The organism is Paraburkholderia sp. JHI869 (assembly GCF_038900775.1).
Taxonomy (GTDB): Bacteria; Pseudomonadota; Gammaproteobacteria; order Burkholderiales; family Burkholderiaceae; genus Paraburkholderia.
Window position 1 is genome coordinate 80,165 of record NZ_JAYMSC010000017.1, and the last position, 16,834, is coordinate 96,998.

The following is a 16,834-nucleotide window of genomic DNA, read 5'->3' on the forward strand; positions in this document are numbered from 1 at the left end:
TACCATTCGTACAAGACGAGGTTCAAACATGCTGAGCCGCACCGCCGATCATCTGTTCTGGATGGCCCGCTACATGGAGCGCGCTGAGAATACCGCGCGCATGCTGGACATCAATCTGAAGGCGCTGCTGTTGCCGGGCAGCGCGGACGCGGAGGCGCGCACGCATCGCGCGATGCTGCGCATCTCCGAACTGGAGCCCGCCTTCGACGCGCGCCACGAGGAAACGACCAGCAGCAATGTGCTCAAGTTTCTCGTTGCGGACCCGACGAACCCGTCGAGCATCTACTCGTGCCTGCAGGCGACCCGCGAGAATGCGCGCGCGGTGCGCGGCACGCTCACCACGGAATGGTGGGAAACGATCAACGACACGTGGCTGCAATTCGTCGAGCTGTTGCGCGGTGGTGAATTGGAGTCCCGGCCCGATGCGCTGTTCGAGTGGGTGAAGTTCCGCTCGCATCTCTCGCGCGGCGTGCGCCTTGGCACGGCGTTGCAGGACGATGCGCTGTTCTTCACGCAGCTCGGCACGTTCCTCGAACGCGCGGACAACACGGCGCGCATTCTCGACGTGCGTTTCGTCGACGTGGAGAACGCCGATTCGCGTTCGGCCGCGCGTCAGCTCGAAGACTTCTATTACTGGACCTCGATTCTCAGCTCGGTTTCCGCGCTCGAAATCTATCGCAAGGTTTACCGCGACGTCGTGACGCCCGCGCGCGTGGTGGAACTGCTCATCCTCAACCAGCAAATGCCGCGTTCGCTGCTGGCGTCGCTGGACGGCGTCTGCACGAATCTCGCCATGCTGCGTACGGACAGTTCGCGCGAAGTCGAGCGCACCGCGGGCAAGCTGCGCGCCGAGCTGCTTTATGCGGACCTTCGGCAGATCTTCTCCATGGGCGTGCATACGTTTCTCACGCAGTTTCTCGCGCGCGTGTACGAGTTGGGCAATCAGGTCGCGCGCACCTATCTGATGTTGCCGGTTGGTTAGCGCGATTTCGCGCTCATCGATATTTCATTCGTCTCGATGGAGGATTCACCTCATGCAGCTCGCGATCCGGCACGACACGGTCTACCGCTACGAAGCGCCCGTGCATTATTCGATCCAGCAATTGCGGCTTTCACCGCTCACCACGCCCACGCAGATCGTCAAGCAATGGCATGTCGATGCGCCGGGCAAGCTCGACGCGGGCCGCGACGCCTATGGCAACGCGCTGATGACGCTGGTGCTCACGCGTCCGCACAGGGAAATTCGCCTGCACGTGCGCGGCGAAGTCGAGACCGTGGCGCTGCCTGACGGCCGGCTGCCCGAAGGCGAGGGCATGGTGCCGATGCATCACTTCACCTCGCCCACGCGCCTGACAGAAGCCGACGAGGCGCTCACGGAATTCGCGTTCAGCCTGCCGCCGCTGGACGACACAGCGGCCATTCTGCACGCGGCTGCGCGCATCACGGAGCGCGTGAGCTATGAATCGGGTGTCACGGACGTGACACACACTGCGGCGGACGCGCTGGCGCTAGGCCGTGGCGTGTGCCAGGATCACGCGCATGTGATGCTGGCGGTGTGCCGCGCACGCGGCGTGCCGGCGCGTTACGTGAGCGGCTATATCGACCCCGGCGACGTGCCCGAAATGGCGAGCCACGCATGGGTCGACGTCTGGCTCGACAATGGCTGGGTGACCGTGGACGTCACGCACGCGTGTTTCGCAAGCGAAAAATATTGCCGGATCGCGGTGGGGCGCGACTACGACGCGGCCGCGCCGGTTCGCGGCCGCCGCATCGGCGGGGCCGGCGAAACGCTCGATGTCAGCGTGCACGTGAGCGCGCAGCAGTCGCAGCAGTAGTTTTGCCGCTATAACAAGAACAGCGGAAACGTTAGGGACGGGCGAGGAGGCGCATGACGTACTGTGTGGCAATGGCAGTGGACGAGGGGCTCGTGTTTCTTGCGGACACGCGCACGAACGCGGGTGTCGATCACATCAGCACGTCGCGCAAGATGGCTGTGTTCGAGGAGCCCGGCGAGCGCGTGCTCGTGCTGCTCGTCGCGGGCAATCTGGCCATCACGCAGGCCACGCTGCAAGTCTTGACGGAGCCGCAGGACGCGGGGCGCGCCACGCTCTGGAGCGCGCCGACCATGGTCGAGGCCGCGCGCGTAGTGGGCGAAGCCGTGCGCGAAGTGCACCGGCGCGACGCGGAAGCGCTCAAGACCTTCAACGTCGACTTCAACTGCAGTTTCATCCTCGGCGGCCAGATCGGCGGCCACGCCATGCGGCTGTTCCAGATTTACGCGGCAGGCAATTTCATCGAGACGTCGAGCGTCAATCCGTATTTCCAGATCGGCGAGTCGAAGTACGGCAAGCCGATCATCGACCGCGTGCTGACGCCGCACACGCCGCTCGACGAGGCCGCGAAGTGCGCGCTCATCTCCATGGACTCGACGCTGCGCTCGAACCTCTCGGTCGGCCTGCCGCTCGACCTGCTCGTGTACGAGCGCAACGCGCTGCGTGTCACGCGATACGCGTCGCTCGACCAGTCGAATACGTACTTCCAGATGATTCATTCGACGTGGGGCGAGCGGCTGCGCCAGGTGTTCGGCGAGATTCCCGATCCGCTCTGGACCGACGAAGGCGATGTGCCGCGCCATGAGCGCACGACGCTGCCGAGCGCCCCGCGCCCCTCGCATGAGGGGCACGTGAACGAACCGCGGCCCGCGCAAACGCTCGCGCAAGCCCATCCCAACGGCGCTTCGACCACGCCGCGCATGCCGCGCGACGGCTAAAAGGGCGGCTTCGGCGCGGCGCTCGCGCACTTCCTTTTTGCCTCGTCATCTGCGGAACCGGTATCCTCCTGCGTAACATTCGCGGTACGCCGCGCGCTATGCGCGTCCCTCATGGAGGCAGGCTGATGAAGCAGAACGACGACCCGAAGAACGTACGCCGTGAAGAACCTTCGACTCCCGCCGGTCCGGACGACCCCACGCGCCGCCGTGTACTCGGCGGCCTCGCGGCAGTTGGCGTGGGCCTCGCACTCGGCGGTTGCGAGACGCCGGCGCAGAGCGCGGCGAGCGCGCCGCGCAGCGCCGCCGATGCGCGCGTGGATGCCGCGCTGCGCAACCAGGTGCGTCAGATCGTCGTGATCTACGCGGAGAATCGCAGCTTCGTCAATCTCTACGGCAACTATCCCGGTGTGCAGACGCCGCTCGCGAGCGTGAGCGCCGAGCGCTACGAGCAGCTCGATCGCGACGGCAAGACGCCGTTGCCGCAGTTGCCGAAGATCTGGGGCGGCCTCGTGCCCCAGGCGCAGGAACTGGATGGCAGGCGCTACATGATCGCCGAGCATCAGATCACGGGTCTCTCGAACCGTCCGTTTCGTATCGCGGATGCGCACGGCAATCCGTTGCCGAACGGCATCATCACGCGCGACCTGATCCATCGCTTCTATCAGAACCAGATGCAGATCAACGCGGGCCGCAACAACCAGTTCGCCGCGTGGGGCGATTCGGGCGGCCTCGTGATGGGCTACTACGAGAATTCCGCGGAAACGCTGCGGCTCTGGAATCTCGCGCAGCAGTACACGCTGTGCGACAACTTCTTCATGGCCGCGTTTGGCGGTTCGTGGCTCAATCACATCTTCCTGATCTCGGCGCAGGTGCCGCAATACGCCGATATCCAGACGAGCGCCGCAAAGCATCTCGCCTCGGTCGTGGAGGGCGACGATCCCACCGGCACGCGCCTGAAGGTCGCGGCGAATTCGCCGGCCTCGGCGCTCGATGGGCCGCCGAAGTTCGTCAACGACGGCCTCTTCACGCCCGACGGCTACGCCGTCAACACGATGGCGCCGCCGTACCAGCCGAGCAATGTGCGCCCGTCGGAAGACGGCAACCCGGCGCTCGCCGACCCGGCCAATCCGCGCGTGCTGCGCCCGCAGACCTACGCGACGATCGGCGACCGGCTCTCGGCCAAGGGCGTCGACTGGGCCTGGTACAGCGGCGCCTGGCAGTACGCGCTCGATCATCGCGACACCGGCGCGATGCCCGACTTCCAGTATCACCATCAGCCGTTCAACTACTTTGCTAACTTCGCGCCGGGCACGGCCGCGCGTTCGCGTCACCTGCGGGATGCGGGCCTGGGCGACGATGCGTCGACCAACCGTCTGCTCGCGGACATCGACGCAGGGCGGCTGCCCGCCGTCACGTTTTACAAGCCGCAGGGCAACCTGAACATGCATGCCGGCTATGCGGACGTCGAATCCGGCGACCGCCACATCGCGACCGTCATCGAGCACATTCAGCGCGGCCCGCAATGGGCGAACACGATGATCGTGGTGACGCACGACGAGAACGGCGGCTGGTGGGACCCGGTCTCGCCGCCCGTGGGCGACCGCTGGGGTCCGGGCTCGCGCATCCCGGCGCTCGTGATCGCGCCGTTCGCGAAGAAGGGCTATGTCGATCACACGTTCTACGACACGGTCTCGATCCTGCGCTTCATCAGCCGTGTGCATGGTCTCGCGCCGCTCGACGGCGTGGCCACGCGCGATCACACGTTCCTCTCGCGGGAGCAGACGCCGCCCGGCGATCTCACGGCCGCGCTCGATCTGGCCTGAGCGCTGCGCGCATCGATGTATCGGTTGGAGAGGGCGGCGGTCGCGAAACGTTTGCGCCCCCGCCCTGGGTTGCCCATGCGAAACGCAATTTGATGCAACCGCGACACAAGCGACGAACTCTCTATCCGATCAATGAGTTGGCGCGCTCGCCAGGCGGTTATCAACAGGTTTGTCACCAAAAACTGTGGACAACTTTGCCGTGCAGAAAAGATGCATTTTTCGTGTTGTTTGCCAGCTTCCTGTTTCCAATCAAGGACTTGATGCGGATGTCCAGAAGTTGCTAACAGGGCTCTCAACAAAATCTGTGGAAAAGCCCCCGCGCGTTTTTCCTTGAGACGCCGCCGCTGCCACAATCGGCAACTTTGCGCACATTCCGAATCGCATCAAGCACTTGCTGGAGTCGTCCCAGGGTTACGCACAAGCCTGTCCACGAAAGTTGTGGATAGCGCACCCAGATGTTGATCGCTGCCGGATCAACCTTGCACAGTGTGGGAGTTCGGCCCGATAATCGCCGTCGATATGGCCGTCGCGTGACCGCGCGTGCACGGGCAACTCTCTTCTCGTTACTACCCGCCGCGCCGTGCTCAAAAACTCGCGCTTTGCCGGTCTTCTGCGTATTCCTGGTTTCCTGCCACTCGCCGGCGCCACCCTGATGCTGGGCGTGGCGATGTCGTTCACCGCGCCTTACCTCTCGCTCTTCGGCGTCGAGCGCGCCGGCATGACACCGTTCCGCCTCGGCGTGTTCATGACCGCCATCGCCACGAGCGGCGTGATTGCGAGCACCGCCGCGGGCCGCTGGAGCGACGCCACCGGCAAGCACCGAACCCTCCTGCTTGTCTCGCTGTGCGCTGCCACGCTCGGTTATCTCTGCCTGTGCGTCGTGCGCGACTACCGGCTTCTGCTCCTCGTGGGCATTGCGTTCATCGGCGCGGGCGGTTGCGCGCTCTCGCTCGTGTTCTCGTTCAGCCGCGCGGCGCTGCCCGCGAGCGACGACGCCGAGCGAACCTTTGCGAGCGCAACGTTGCGAACGATTCTCTCCGCGGCATGGGTGTTCGGGCCCGCAGTCGGCGCGCTCGTGCTGGCCGCCACGAACTTCTACGGGCTCTTTCTGTTTGCGGCGGCGAGCTTCGCGGCTTGCGGCACGATCGTCTGGCGCATGCGCGAGCCGCGCCACGACGAACACGCCACCCAGCATTTGATGACGCGACCCACCGCCGACGAAGTCGAACAGGATATGAGAGATGAGAGCGCGGCGCAGTACGAAGGCCAGCCGCTCACGCAGGCCGAAGTGCAGCCGGGCGCGCCACGCGACCCCGCCACGCTTGCGGCCGCATCGGTAAAGGCGAAAGCGAAAGCCAAGGCAGCGCGCCCGCCTGCGCCCGTCGCGGAGGGCTCGCAGAAAGACATCATGCGTGCGATCGTTGCGCTCACACTCATCGGTCTCGCGGCCAACGCGACGATGATCGTGCTGCCGCTCTACATCGTGCATGGTCTGCAGGGCACGCGCATCGACGTCTCGATCATGCTCGGCCTCGGCGCGCTCATGGAGATACCGATGATGCTCGCGCTCGGCGCGCGCGCCTCGGTGCTCAACAAGCCCTGGTGGCTGGCGGCGTGCGCCATGGTGCATGCCGTCTACTTCGTCGCGATGTCGCTGGCGCCCGGCGTGGACGCGCTGATCCCGATGCAGATCCTCAACGCTTTCGTGGTTGCGGTCACGTCGTGTCTAGGCATGACCTTCGTGCAGGACCTGATGCCATCGTCGCCGGGTCGGGCGACGGCGCTCTTCTTCAACGCGGCTCGGCTCGGCTCGATACTGTCTGGCGTGCTTTCCGGCGTGCTCGTGCAGGCGTTCGGTTATCGCGGCACGTTTTTGTTTTGCAGTGCGCTCGCGCTGTGTGCACTCGTGCTGTTTGCCGTGCCAGGCGAGCAGTATCCGAAGATGGCGCGCGCTGTGCGGCGTTATCTGCGCGAGCGGGCGAGCAAGCGAAACTGATACCTGCGGTCCCCAGGCAATTTCATTCGAAGAAAAGGACAGTGCAGAAAACGCTCCGCCCCTTATCGACTTTTACTGCACCGTTTCTGCGTTCCGAGCGGCGAGCGCTCGCGCGGGCGTGGCGGCGTCGAAGTCTTCCGCATCGACGTCATAGCCCGAAGGCTCCCAGCGAATCGACAGCAGCGCTGCGAGCCCCGCGAGCGGCGCGACCGCGATGATCCAGAACACGCGCGTGCCGAGCGCGGCGGCGAGCACCGGAAACAGGAACAGCGAGACCGTCGAACTTGCGCGCATCAGCGTCTGGTTGAAGCCGACGCCTACGCCGCGCAGCGAGGTCGGGTAGCCGAGCGAGGCGAACGTCATGCTGTGCGAACCGGGGCCGACGCCCTGGCCGAAGAGGAACGCGGCGAGCAAGGCGACCGCGCTGACGACTTCGGGCGCAGTCGAAGGCTTGCCGATGATCGCGAGGCCAACGAGCGCCGCGAACTGGATCACATAGCCCCACACCGTGAGCTTCCAGGCGCCGAAGCGCGGCACGATACGCACGGCGATCAGCCCGCCCACGAAGGCGAAGCCGAGATTCAGCACGAGCGAGGCGAGGATCGTCGTGAGCATGGACTGCGCGAGGAAGCTCGAGATGATCACGGGCAGGCCGAACGCGACCGCGTTATATGCGAACGAAGAAGCTACGCCGATGACGGTGGCGAGCACCGTGCGCCGCGTATAGACGCCGCGCAGCAGCGCGCCATAGTTCTTCCACGAGGCCACGCGCGACGGTTTTGCCGCGGCACTCGCGGCGGCATCGGGTGCCACCTGCGCGTCGATGCCGTACGAGCGCTTGAGGATGCGCGCCGCGCCCGCGAGATCGCCCTGGTTCGCGGCCCACACCGGCGACTCGCTGATATAGCGGCTGCGAATCGCGATGATGACGAGCGCCGGCACGGCGCCGAAGCCGAGCGTGAGGCGCCAGAGCAGATGCGAGTGCGACGCGGGCAAGCCTGCGTAGAACGCCAGCACTAGCAGATACGACACGCTGATCGCCGCATACCAGACGGGGCACCACATCGCCACGCGCGCGGCCTTGTTGCCACGGCCCTTGAGCCGCGAGAACTCGGCGAGAAAGGCCATGGCCACGGGCAGGTCGATGCCGACGCCCAGCCCCATCACGAAGCGCGCGCCGCCGAGCACCCAGGCGTTGGGCGCGAGCGCGCAGGCAATCGCGGCCACGACGAAGAAGAACATGTCGGCCATGAACACGCGATAGCGCCCGATGCGATCGGTGAGGAAGCCGCCGAGAAATGCGCCGACGATGGCGCCGAACGTGATGGCGGAAGCGACGAAGCCGGTGCCCGCGGGCGAGAGCGAGAACTCGCGCGCCACGTCCTTGAGCCCGAAGGCGAGGGCGCCGAGGTCGTAGGCGTCGAGGAACACGCCGCCCAGCGCGATCGCGACGACGATGCGCGCGTTGCTGCCGATGGCGGCCCCCGCGTTGACGAGCTGCGAGACATCGGCGGCGCTGCGGATCAGCGGGCGGCCGGAGGTGCTGGACGAGGAGGGGGAAGCAGAGGCGGACATGCGAGGCGACGCGAGCGGGCGCGCTAATAGCGACAAAGCGCGTGATCCTAACCCCCGCGCGGCGCGCGCCCAAATCGTTTTTGGTTATTAGCTCATGCCGCCAGTGCTGGGCCAACCCAGGCCGGTCAGTGCATGTAGGTGACGCGGCGCGAGCGGTCGCTCAGCTGCAATCCCGCGTCGAGCAGCGCGATGGCGAACCAGCGCGCGGTTTTGAGCATGCCGCTCACGCTCGGCATCGGCAGCCAGTCGTTCAGCAACTGCACGGCGGCCTCGCTGCGCGTGGACTGCAAAAGCGCGATCACCTGCAGCAACGAACCTTCGTCCTTCGCGAGTTCGGACGCGCAGCGGCAGCGCGTATCGAGCGGGCGGCACGAGGCCCGGCACAGTGTGCCCATCAACAGGTCGAAGTAGCCGAAGCCTTCCGCACCGAGCCCGGCGTCGGCGAGCACGCCGCGCCAGCTTTCGGCCTTGGCGTAGGCGTCGCAATGGGGGCGCAGCCAGGTGCGCACCGCACGCAGGACGGTCTGCTCGGCGGTGTCGGGGTGATGGACGAAGGTGTCGTCGATCAGCGTGTCATTTCTCGCGAAAGGGGCGGTGTAGTTCATGGAGCCTCCGGTCCCGCACAAATCATTCGGGTAGCGCCGGGTCGTCCGGCATGGGCTTCATTCTGGAACAAATTCGATCCAAATGCAAATGATTCTCATTTGTAAAATGAGGAGATGACCTCGCACAACGAAGAAGGGACTGTTCCAGCCAGCACCCTTAATTGCGGGGACACAAGCCGCTAAAGTGCGGCCATGCGTGTTCCAGTGTTCTGGCGCAACGTGAGAGTTGGCCCCGGCCCCCATGAAGGCTGGGGCTTTTTTTTGCACCGCGCAAGGGCGCGCAGGGCGGGCCTGGCACGCGTTTTGGAGACCGCCGGGGGCCATACCCCGATGCATAAGTCATTGAACCGAAAGAAACAAGTAAGGTATTATTCTGCCCGCGCAGCGCGACAGCCTGCCGCGCGTCATGGCGCCCCGGCGGTCGAAAACGTTGTTTTCGCGATCAAAAACAGGCCGTAACAGCCTGTTTGTTGTTTTTTCTCTTAGTACGTTTCTGAATAAAAACAATGACTTGCGTCAACCATCGATCCGGCCCGTGTTGTTGCGCTGCAAAACTTCCGTATTCCGTTTACCCTCGTTAACCCTTGAACGTGTGTTGCATTTCGCCTCGTCGCTGACAAATACATTACAGCCAGCCTGGTTCGATTTTCACCCCGCGTCAATCTTTCAAGTTGCTTGCGCACCTGAACGTGCGCCGTGGAAGCTATTTGCTCCGCATTTTTGAGGTCCTGTTGAAATGCAATCCGTTCCATTCCTGAGTCTGGCGATCTGGATTCCCATCCTGTTCGGCGTGGCAGTGCTGCGCGTCGGGTCGGATCGTCATCCGCAGCGCGCCCGCTGGCTGTCGCTCGTTGGCGCTGTCGTCGGTCTGCTGCTGACCCTCCCGCTCATCTCCGGCTTCGACAACCACGCGGCCGGCATGCAGTTCGTCGAATTCCGCGAATGGCTGCCTGAGTTCGGCGTGGCGTGGCGACTCGGGATCGATGGCATTTCGATGTGGCTCGTGGTGCTCACCGCGTTCACGACGCTCGTGATCGTGATCGCCTCGTGGGAATCGATCACGGTGCGCGTGGCCCAGTACTTCGGCGCGTTCCTGATTCTCTCGGGCCTGATGGTCGGCACCTTCGCTGCGACCGACGGCATGCTGTTCTTCGTGTTCTTCGAAGCCACGCTGATTCCGCTGTACCTGCTGATCGGCTCGTGGGGCAATGCCCGCCGCACCTACGCCGCGGTCAAGTTCTTCTTCTTCTCGCTCGCCGGCTCGCTCTTGATGCTGGTGTCGATGCTGTACCTCTACAGCCAGGCGCACACCTTCGACATGTCGGTGTGGCACAACCTCACGCTCGGCTTCCTGCCGCAGATCCTGATCTTCATCGGCTTCTTCGCGGCCTTCGCGGTGAAGGTCCCGATGTGGCCGTTCCACACCTGGCTGCCCGACGTCCACCTCGAAGCGCCGACTGGCGCAACCGTGATGCTGGCCATGCTCAAGCTTGGCGGCTATGGCTTCCTGCGTTTCACGCTGCCGATCACGCCTGACGCCGCGCACTTCTTCGCGCCGGCGATCATCACGCTCTCGCTCGTGGCCGTGGTCTACTCGAGCCTGCTCGCGCTCGCGCAGACCGACATGACCAAGCTGCTCGCGTACTCGACGGTCGCCCACATGGGTCTCGTCACGCTCGGCCTGTTCCTCTTCAACCAGATCGGCACCGAAGGCGCGATCGTGCAGATGATCTCGTACGGCTTCGTTTCGGGCGCGATGCTGCTCTCGATCGGCGTGCTGTTCGACCGCACCAAGACGCGCTCGATCTCGGCTTACGGCGGCGTCGTCAACGTGATGCCGCGCTACGCCACTTTCATGATGCTGTTCTGCATGGCCAACCTCGGCCTGCCGGGCACGTCGGGCTTCGTGGGCGAGTTCATGGTCATCATGGGCGCGATCCGCGTGAACTTCTGGGTCGGCGCGATCGCCGCGACGACCGTCATTCTGAGCGCTGCGTACACCCTGTGGATGTACAAGCGCGTGATCTTTGGCGCTGTGGCGAACAAGGGCGTTGCGAAGCTGGCCGACATCGGCCGCCGCGAGACGCTGATCTTCGCTTCGCTCGCAGCGTTCGTGCTCGCAATCGGCCTCTACCCGAAGCCGATGACCGACGCGATCGAGCTCTCGGCGGCGAACCTCGTCACCCAGGCTCTTCGCAGCAAGCAACCTGTCGACGATGGAGCGCCTGCTGACGCAGTGCGCGCGGGCACGGACGTTCGTGCTCCGCACTCGCCGACGTGATCGCAACAGATTGACGACGCAACCAACGCGCCGCACCGCTACCAGGCTGTGCGGCGCGTTGTTGCGTTCAAGGGTTTCGAATCTCGATTCGAAAAATAGCCGCGGCGGGCCGCTGTCAAGGGCGGAGCAGGGCGCGATGTGCGTGTGTTTCCGAGGCGCGACAAACCTCGCGAACACATGCGACAAAGTGTCTCAATCTTCTTTTGACAAAGGTCATTTTCCACATTCATTGATTGCGAAATATCAAAGCGGCTGTATGATGCGGGCGCGCTTCCTTTGTCGGATGTCAGGGGACGCGTCCGGAACTATTCAATGAATGAAATTCAGGCAAACGTGATGAAAAGAACGACCTTTCAAAGGTTACTGCTTCCCGTAAGCGCCGGATTGGCCTTGTGTCTTTCCGGATGCAACATGGAGCTCCTTGACCCCAAGGGAAGTGTGGGCGTGGCGGAAAAGCAGCTGATCGCTACCTCCACATGGGCCATGCTGATTGTGGTGATCCCCGTGATCATCCTGACGCTCTGGTTCGCGTACCGCTATCGTGCGTCGAACCGTAACGCCACCTATGCGCCGAAGTGGTCGCACTCGACGGCGATCGAAGTCGTCGTCTGGACCATCCCGACGCTGATCATTCTGTTCCTCGGCGTGCTCACGTGGAACACCACGCACGAGCTCGACCCCTACAAGCCGCTCGAATCGAACGTCAAGCCGATCAACGTCGAAGTTGTGGCGCTCGACTGGAAGTGGCTGTTCATCTACCCGGATCTCGGTATCGCGACGGTGAACCAGCTGGCCGTGCCCGTTGGCACGCCGGTGAACTTCAGCATCACGTCGGACTCGGTGATGAACTCGTTCTTCATCCCGCAGCTTGGCACCCAGGTTTATGCGATGGCTGGCATGCAGACGCGTCTGCACCTGATCGCCGACCACGCTGGCGACTACGCCGGCCTCTCGGCGAACTTCAGCGGCAAGGGCTTCTCGGACATGAAGTTCCGCACGATCGCCACGAACCAGCAAGACTTCGACGCGTGGGTCCAGAAGGTGAAGGCGTCGCAGACGCAGCTTTCCATGGATCAATACGCAACGGTCGCACAGCCTAGCGAAAAGGCTCCTGTCGAGTACTTCTCGACGGTCGACCCGAAGCTCTTCAACAACATCATCGCGAAGTACAACAACGGCCACGTCACGAATTTCAGTGACCCGTCGTGCGTGACCAAGGGGTAAGCCAAGCATGTTCGGAAAACTTACACTGGACGCCATTCCGTATCACGAGCCGATTATCGTCGGCACGATGATCGGCATGGCGCTCATCGGCGCATTGGTGCTCGGCACCATCACTTACTTCGGTAAGTGGAAATATCTGTGGACGGAGTGGCTGACGAGCGTCGACCACAAGCGTCTGGGCGTGATGTACATCGTCCTCGCCCTCATCATGCTGCTGCGCGGCTTCGCCGACGCAATCATGATGCGTACCCAGCTCGCGCTCGCGTACAACGCGCCGGGCTACCTGCCGCCGCACCACTACGACCAGATCTTCACGGCGCACGGCGTGATTATGATCTTCTTCATGGCCATGGCCTTCATGGTCGGCCTGATGAACATCATCGTGCCGCTGCAGATCGGCGCACGCGACGTCGCGTTCCCGTTCCTGAACTCGCTGTCGTTCTGGATGACCGCAGTCGGCGCCATCCTGCTGATGATCTCACTCGTCGTGGGTGAGTTCGCGCAGACCGGCTGGCTCGCGTATCCGCCGCTTTCGGAGCTTGCGTACAGTCCAGGGGTAGGGGTGGATTACTACCTGTGGGCGCTGCAGATCTCCGGTGTCGGCACGCTGCTGACCGGCGTGAACTTCTTCGTCACCATCATCAAGATGCGCGCGCCTGGCATGACGATGATGAAGATGCCGGTGTTCACGTGGACGGCGCTGTGCACGAACGTGCTGATCATGGCCGCGTTCCCGATCCTGACCGTGACGCTCGCGCTGCTCGGCCTCGACCGCTACATCGGCACGCACTTCTTCACGAATGACGGCGGCGGCAACGCCATGCTGTACCTGAACCTGATCTGGGCCTGGGGTCACCCCGAGGTGTACATCCTGATCCTGCCGGCGTTCGGTATTTTCTCGGAAGTCGTCGCGACCTACGCGAAGAAGCCGCTGTTCGGCTACAAGACCATGGTCTATGCGACCTGCTCGATCATGGTGCTCTCGTTCCTCGTGTGGCTGCACCACTTCTTCACGATGGGCTCGGGCGCGAACGTCAACGCGTTCTTCGGCATCATGACGATGATCATCGCGATCCCGACGGGCGTGAAGATCTTCAACTGGCTGTTCACGATCTACCGCGGCCGCCTCGAGTTCACCTCGCCGGTGCTCTGGACGATCGGCTTCATGGTCACCTTCACCATCGGCGGCATGACCGGCGTGATGATGGCGATCCCGGGCGCGGACTTCGTGCTGCACAACTCGCTGTTCCTGATTGCTCACTTCCACAACGTGATCATCGGCGGCGTGCTGTTCGGCTACCTCGCTGGCTTCAACTACTGGTTCCCGAAGGCGTTCGGCTTCAAGCTCAACGAAAAGCTCGGTAAGCGCGCATTCTGGTTCTGGCTCTCGGGCTTCTACGTTGCATTCACGCCGCTGTACGTGCTGGGCTTCATGGGCGCAACCCGCCGTCTGAACCACTACGACAATCCGGCATGGCAACCGTGGATGATCATCGCCTGGGTTGGCGCCGTGCTCGTGGCAATCGGTATCGCGCACCAGCTGCTGCAGCTGTACGTCTCGATCCGCGACCGCAACCTGCCGGAAAACCGCGACCTGACGGGCGATCCGTGGGGTGGCCGTACGCTGGAGTGGGCGATGTCGTCGCCGCCGCCGTCGTATAACTTCGCGATCATTCCGCACGTGAGCGAGCTCGACGAGTTTGCGCACCTGAAGGAAACCGGCCGCGAAACCGTGGACGTCGCAAACACGAAGTACACCGACATCCACATGCCCTCGAACACGAGCGCAGGTGTGTTCATCGGTTTCTTCAGCCTGGTGCTCGGCTTTGCTGGCATCTGGCACATCTGGTGGCTCATGATCGTTGGCTTCGTCGGCATTCTCGGCACGGCCATCGCCTACAGCTTCCAGAAGAACGAAGGCTATTACATCCCGGCCGCCAAGGTCCGGGCAGACGAAGAAGCGCGTAGTCGCGCACTGGTCAAGGCGTTCGCTGACAAGCAACGCGGTGGCAAGGTTGAAGAAGCACTGGAGGCCAACTGATGTTGACGAAAACAAGTGCGGCCGCACTCGCGGAGCACGATCACCACGATCACCCGCCGTCACACTCGGTGTTCGGCTTCTGGCTGTACCTGATGACGGACTGTATTCTGTTCGGCTCGCTGTTCGCAGTGTTCGCCGTGATGCAGAACCAGTTCGCAGGCGGCCCGACGGGCAAGGACCTGTTCGACATTCAGGGCGTTGCGATGGAAACGGCAGTGCTGCTGCTGTCGTCCATTACGTACGGCTTTGCGATGATCGGCGCGCACAAGCAGCGCAAGGGTCAAGTGCTGGTCTGGCTGGCGATCACCTTCCTGCTGGGCGCAACGTTCCTGTACTTCGAACTGCATGAGTTCGCGAACATGATCGCCGAGGGCAACGGCCCGAGCCGCAGCGCGTTCCTGTCGTCGTTCTTCACGCTGGTTGCCACCCACGGTATTCACGTGACGATGGGCATGATCTGGATGATCGTCCTGATGGTCCAGGCTGTGAAGGCGCCGACGCTGGGCGAGCGCGAACTGCGCCGCCTGACGTGCCTGAGCCTTTTCTGGCACTTTCTGGACATCGTCTGGATCTGCGTGTTCTCCTTTGTTTATCTTGCGAGCGTGATCTAAATGAGTGCTCATTCCATCCATGAAGAAGAAAGCCATGGCAGCGTAGGCAGCTACGTGGCCGGTTTCGTCCTGGCGGTGGTGCTCACGGCCGCTTCGTTCTGGCTCGTGCTGCACGGCGGCTTCCCGCGCGAAACCGCGCTGCTCGGCCTCGCTGTGCTGGCTGTGGTGCAGATCGTGGTCCACCTCGTGTTCTTCCTGCACATGAACACGTCGTCGGGCCAGCGCTGGAACGTGACGGCATTTGGCTTCACGGTGTTGACGGTCCTGATCGTGGTCGTCGGTACGCTGTGGGTCATGCACAACGTCAGCATGAACATGATGTCGCGTTAAGCGCTCATCGTTGCTGGACTTGCGCTTCGCTCGCTTCGAGTGAAGCGCAAATGGAAACGCCGCCAGGCCTTCGGGCTGGCGGCGTTTTTCTTTTTGAGGCTCGATGCGCGGTTAGGCGTTGAAGCGTTGACGCACGACTTCTGCGACGGCTTTGCCGAGGCGGTGGTGTTGCGAGGCTTCGTAGTGAATGCCGTCGGTTGGGCTGACGGTGGCGAACTCGCCGGCATCGAGAAACGCCGAACCGTACTTCACGGCCACGCGCTCGTAGAGCGGCGCGAGCAGGCGCGACTTGGCCGCGCCGCCCGTGAAAATCTCGCCGAGGAAACCAATCTCCTCTATCGGCACCGGCGACATGAGCAGCACGTGCGGCGTCGAGCCGCCCGGACCCGCGCGGCACGCGACAAGCGTTTCGAGCAGCACGTCCACGGAGTTCGCGATATCGGTGGGCGTGACGGAGAAGCGCGTCTTGAGGTCGTTGGTGCCGAGCATCAGCGCGACCACATCGACCGGCAACTGGCTTTCAAGGCATGGGCGCAAATAAGCGTGCCCATTCTTGTGCCGACCTTCGATAGGATCGTCGTGCACCGTGGTGCGCGCGGGCAGGCCTTCCTCGATGATCGTCCAGCTCGGCCCGAGCGCCTCGCGCAGCACGCCGGGCCAGCGGTCTGCGGGGCCGAATCGCTCGGACACGCCGGGCACGGTGAGCGGCTTCGTGCCGTGCGTATTGGAATCGCCAAAACAGAGCAGGGTGCGGGACGTCATGGGGAGCCTCTCTCTCGTTTCATGTGACCGGTTGCGCTGCAATGCCATTACTGATCATGGGAGATTACTAGACGACTGGTCTAATCGCTCTGTAACATGCCGTCTCATGAATGCAGCGGCAGCCGTCGAAGTGCGGCAACACATCCTCGATACCGCCATGCCCATTCTGCTAGGCAAGGGCTTTTCCGCAGTGGGTCTCAATGAGATCCTCGCGGCCGCCGGTGTGCCCAAAGGGTCGTTCTATCACTATTTCGGCTCGAAGGAAGCGTTCGGCGAGGCCTTGCTCACGTCGTATTTCGCCGAATATGCGGAGCGTCTCGACGACATGCTCGTGCGTATGCCGGGCACGGCGGCCGAGAAGCTGATGCGCTACTGGGACGACTGGCGCCTGATCCAGTGCGCCGACGACCCCGTAGGCAAGTGTCTCGCGGTGAAGCTGGGCGCGGAGGTGAGCGATCTTTCCGAGGCCATGCGCGAGGCGCTGCGTCTCGGCACCGATGCGACGATCTCGCGCATTACCGCGTGTATCGAGGCAGGCCGCGCCGATGGCTCGCTCGCGGGCGTACATGACGCCGCGACGCTCGCGGTGACGCTCTACGAACTGTGGCTCGGCGCGACGCTGCTCGAAAAGATCCACCGCGATCGCAAGCCGCTCGATGCGGCGATGGCGACCACGCGAATTCTGCTGAACCTGCCGCCGGGCAACTAATCGAACGCGAAGCGGTAGCGCGGTGTGTGAACTGCGCGCGATTGTCGCGCATTGTGCGAAAGAACTAGACGACCGGTCTAATAGATCAAGTTGAGGCCGGTTTCCGA

The 16,834-nt window shown here is 63.3% G+C and carries 14 protein-coding genes; 11 read left to right on the top strand and 3 right to left on the bottom strand.

Features of this window, described 5'->3' with window-relative positions:
* The first annotated feature begins 28 nt into the window (after positions 1 to 28).
* The 5 genes from VSR72_RS26220 (at position 29) to VSR72_RS26240 (ending at position 6,589) form a co-directional block, all read left to right on the top strand.
* Entirely contained in the window at positions 29 to 982 is a 954-nt protein-coding gene (locus tag VSR72_RS26220) for an alpha-E domain-containing protein (protein ID WP_342955262.1), read from the top strand.
* Between the two features lie 52 nt (positions 983 to 1,034).
* Positions 1,035 to 1,835, top strand: coding sequence for a transglutaminase family protein (locus VSR72_RS26225; RefSeq protein ID WP_342955263.1), 801 nt, complete (start codon positions 1,035 to 1,037; stop codon positions 1,833 to 1,835).
* A 53-nt stretch (positions 1,836 to 1,888) separates the two neighbouring features.
* Positions 1,889 to 2,770 carry a proteasome-type protease gene (locus tag VSR72_RS26230; RefSeq protein WP_342955264.1) on the top strand — a complete coding sequence of 294 codons (882 nt, stop codon included), beginning with the start codon at positions 1,889 to 1,891 and terminating at the stop codon, positions 2,768 to 2,770.
* A gap of 125 nt (positions 2,771 to 2,895) precedes the next feature.
* Complete coding sequence (locus VSR72_RS26235; RefSeq protein WP_342955265.1) at positions 2,896 to 4,593, top strand: acid phosphatase; 1,698 nt, start codon at positions 2,896 to 2,898, stop codon at positions 4,591 to 4,593.
* Positions 4,594 to 5,173: 580 nt separating this feature from the next.
* Positions 5,174 to 6,589 carry a sugar efflux transporter gene (locus VSR72_RS26240; RefSeq protein WP_342955266.1) on the top strand — a complete coding sequence of 472 codons (1,416 nt, stop codon included), beginning with the start codon at positions 5,174 to 5,176 and terminating at the stop codon, positions 6,587 to 6,589.
* Positions 6,590 to 6,661: 72 nt separating this feature from the next.
* On the opposite strand, the gene VSR72_RS26245 is transcribed toward VSR72_RS26240, so the two are convergent.
* Entirely contained in the window at positions 6,662 to 8,164 is a 1,503-nt protein-coding gene (locus VSR72_RS26245; protein WP_342955267.1) for an MFS transporter, read from the bottom strand.
* A gap of 125 nt (positions 8,165 to 8,289) precedes the next feature.
* On the bottom strand, positions 8,290 to 8,769 hold the full coding sequence (locus VSR72_RS26250; RefSeq protein WP_158759625.1) for a hypothetical protein: 480 nt from the start codon (positions 8,767 to 8,769) through the stop codon (positions 8,290 to 8,292).
* Between the two features lie 736 nt (positions 8,770 to 9,505).
* On the opposite strand from VSR72_RS26250, the gene VSR72_RS26255 reads away from it, so the two are divergent.
* The 5 genes from VSR72_RS26255 to cyoD all read left to right on the top strand — a co-directional run bounded on the left by VSR72_RS26255 (position 9,506) and on the right by cyoD (position 15,256).
* Complete coding sequence (locus tag VSR72_RS26255) at positions 9,506 to 11,050, top strand: NADH-quinone oxidoreductase subunit M (RefSeq protein WP_342955268.1); 1,545 nt, start codon at positions 9,506 to 9,508, stop codon at positions 11,048 to 11,050.
* Between the two features lie 336 nt (positions 11,051 to 11,386).
* Complete coding sequence (gene cyoA, locus VSR72_RS26260) at positions 11,387 to 12,274, top strand: ubiquinol oxidase subunit II (RefSeq protein ID WP_342955269.1); 888 nt, start codon at positions 11,387 to 11,389, stop codon at positions 12,272 to 12,274.
* Positions 12,275 to 12,281: 7 nt separating this feature from the next.
* Entirely contained in the window at positions 12,282 to 14,315 is a 2,034-nt protein-coding gene (cyoB, locus tag VSR72_RS26265; RefSeq protein ID WP_342955270.1) for a cytochrome o ubiquinol oxidase subunit I, read from the top strand.
* Positions 14,315 to 14,926, top strand: a complete 612-nt coding sequence (gene cyoC, locus VSR72_RS26270) for a cytochrome o ubiquinol oxidase subunit III (protein WP_342955271.1) — start codon at positions 14,315 to 14,317, stop codon at positions 14,924 to 14,926. The genes cyoB and cyoC overlap by 1 nt, the downstream gene beginning before the upstream one ends.
* On the top strand, positions 14,927 to 15,256 hold the full coding sequence (cyoD, locus tag VSR72_RS26275) for a cytochrome o ubiquinol oxidase subunit IV (RefSeq protein WP_310631508.1): 330 nt from the start codon (positions 14,927 to 14,929) through the stop codon (positions 15,254 to 15,256). It abuts the gene before it with no gap.
* Between the two features lie 111 nt (positions 15,257 to 15,367).
* Here cyoD and VSR72_RS26280 read toward each other — a convergent pair whose 3' ends face one another.
* A complete protein-coding gene (locus VSR72_RS26280; protein WP_342955272.1) occupies positions 15,368 to 16,018 on the bottom strand; it encodes an SGNH/GDSL hydrolase family protein in 651 nt (216 codons plus the stop codon).
* A gap of 106 nt (positions 16,019 to 16,124) precedes the next feature.
* Here VSR72_RS26280 and VSR72_RS26285 point away from each other — a divergent pair, with 106 nt between their 5' ends.
* The gene (locus VSR72_RS26285; protein WP_342955273.1) at positions 16,125 to 16,727 is read left to right on the top strand and encodes a TetR/AcrR family transcriptional regulator; all 603 of its coding nucleotides are present in this window, start codon (positions 16,125 to 16,127) and stop codon (positions 16,725 to 16,727) included.
* Positions 16,728 to 16,834 lie beyond the last annotated feature (107 nt).

Excerpts from the sequence above, each read along its gene's own strand:
- VSR72_RS26285 (WP_342955273.1), top strand. The coding sequence starts at position 16,125 with ATGAATGCAGCGGCAGCCGTCGAAGTGCGGCAACACATCCTCGATACC.
- cyoA (WP_342955269.1), top strand. The coding sequence starts at position 11,387 with ATGAAAAGAACGACCTTTCAAAGGTTACTGCTTCCCGTAAGCGCCGGA.
- VSR72_RS26225 (WP_342955263.1), top strand. The coding sequence starts at position 1,035 with ATGCAGCTCGCGATCCGGCACGACACGGTCTACCGCTACGAAGCGCCC.
- cyoD (WP_310631508.1), top strand. The coding sequence starts at position 14,927 with ATGAGTGCTCATTCCATCCATGAAGAAGAAAGCCATGGCAGCGTAGGC.
- VSR72_RS26245 (WP_342955267.1), bottom strand. The coding sequence starts at position 8,164 with ATGTCCGCCTCTGCTTCCCCCTCCTCGTCCAGCACCTCCGGCCGCCCG.
- VSR72_RS26235 (WP_342955265.1), top strand. The coding sequence starts at position 2,896 with ATGAAGCAGAACGACGACCCGAAGAACGTACGCCGTGAAGAACCTTCG.
- VSR72_RS26220 (WP_342955262.1), top strand. The coding sequence starts at position 29 with ATGCTGAGCCGCACCGCCGATCATCTGTTCTGGATGGCCCGCTACATG.
- VSR72_RS26255 (WP_342955268.1), top strand. The coding sequence starts at position 9,506 with ATGCAATCCGTTCCATTCCTGAGTCTGGCGATCTGGATTCCCATCCTG.
- VSR72_RS26250 (WP_158759625.1), bottom strand. The coding sequence starts at position 8,769 with ATGAACTACACCGCCCCTTTCGCGAGAAATGACACGCTGATCGACGAC.
- cyoB (WP_342955270.1), top strand. The coding sequence starts at position 12,282 with ATGTTCGGAAAACTTACACTGGACGCCATTCCGTATCACGAGCCGATT.
- VSR72_RS26230 (WP_342955264.1), top strand. The coding sequence starts at position 1,889 with ATGACGTACTGTGTGGCAATGGCAGTGGACGAGGGGCTCGTGTTTCTT.
- cyoC (WP_342955271.1), top strand. The coding sequence starts at position 14,315 with ATGTTGACGAAAACAAGTGCGGCCGCACTCGCGGAGCACGATCACCAC.
- VSR72_RS26280 (WP_342955272.1), bottom strand. The coding sequence starts at position 16,018 with ATGACGTCCCGCACCCTGCTCTGTTTTGGCGATTCCAATACGCACGGC.